Source organism: Vibrio marinisediminis, assembly GCF_014050145.1.
GTDB lineage: Bacteria > Pseudomonadota > Gammaproteobacteria > Enterobacterales > Vibrionaceae > Vibrio > Vibrio marinisediminis.
In genome coordinates this window covers 1-276 of sequence record NZ_JACFYF010000231.1, presented here as the reverse complement: position 1 = coordinate 276, position 276 = coordinate 1, and the positions used below count along the sequence as shown (strand labels likewise).

1 protein-coding gene is annotated in these 276 nt (G+C 65.6%); it reads left to right on the top strand.

What is annotated here, in order from left to right:
- Window positions 1-276, top strand: a 276-nt coding sequence (locus tag H2O73_RS21010; RefSeq protein WP_182110795.1) for an alkaline phosphatase D family protein, incomplete at both ends; no start/stop codon positions are given.

Below are 276 nucleotides of genomic sequence, written 5' to 3'. Positions count from 1 at the left end.
GGCCAGTACGCCTACAACCTGATGGACGCCAACGTTCGCCAGTTCAACGCCGAGGTCCCCATGCTCGCCCAGTGGGACGACCACGAGACCACCAACAACTGGTACCCGGGCGAACTCCTCGACGACGACCGCTACACCGAGAAGAACGCCAGCCTGCTGGCGGCTCGCGCGCGGCGTGCCTTCTTCGAGTACATGCCGCTGCGCGAGCTGCCCGAGGCGCCCGGCAGGATCCATCGACGCTTCGCCTATGGTCCCAGCCTAGAGGTCTTCATGCTC